The organism is Wolbachia endosymbiont of Tuta absoluta (assembly GCF_059414725.1).
The window spans coordinates 1-1,009 of sequence record NZ_JBNRJY010000099.1; the positions used below are offsets into that span (position 1 = coordinate 1).

General features: G+C 39.9%; 1 pseudogene. It reads left to right on the forward strand.

From position 1 onward, the window contains the following. Positions 1-871: 871 nt before the first annotated feature. Positions 872-1,009, forward strand: a pseudogene (locus ACJ5GX_RS01210) (S16 family serine protease); the annotation flags it as partial.

Here is a 1,009-nt window from a genome sequence, read left to right on the forward strand (position 1 = left end):
AGTCCGAAGCCAGCGTCAACCTCAAGCCCTACCTAATGACCACCGCTATGAACATGTTTAGCCACTACATGTGCGACGTGCGCTTCGATCGATCCTGGTAACCAAAGAACAGGGCAGCAGCAAAAATCCACTATGTTTCTATATTTGAAAGTTATTGCCAATCATCTATTGATTACAGTTAACCAGATATAGGTCTCTTGAAAAAGTTTGGCGGATATTTGCCATTCGCACTACACTTCGCGGGCAGGTTCACGAGTGTGCAAAGTGTAACATTCACAGGAAAAGCTGCTGCACATTTCATGTAGCAATTTCTACAGGGTTTACTCCACATATACCACTAAAATTCGTGGTTTCATATCCCACACGAAAACCCGACATTCGCGGGATCACGGGAACTGGCAGAGGCATGACGAGTATCAGCGCGAATAACCTTGCTTGGCTTACTACTTCCCTGCCCAAATTGGCATTATTCGACACCATTTCGAGTTGGAATTGAGTGTACTCCACGGTAGCACTGAAAAAGAGCATAGCTAGCCAAAATTCGTATGAATTTTATCTTTCCTCATGTACTATACCTAACCACTTGAAAGTCCGAACTGACAACTGACATATAAGCTTCTGGCAATCGAACTGGCCTTCGACTGCCATAAAATTTACAAATTCAGTATTACAATCAAACACCCTCAATCTCCAAGTTTGATACAATTATGATTATTTAAATTTGTTAGTGATTTGTGCATGCCTTATCTACCTAACCTTATGAAATCTCACTACCCAAGGTCTGCTCGAAGAGATGTATGTGTCCTATGTGTTTTTTATTGTGTACAATAAATGGTTTAATTATTGGTCTCCAGGTGGACCCATCGATCGATCAATCAAAACTGTGATTATACCAAGTGAAAATGAGAAAGATATGCAAGAGATTCCTGCAAATATAAAAGAAGAAATCAATGTAATTTTTGCTGAGAATATTGATGAAGTTATAAAAGTTGCTTTGATGCACCCTATT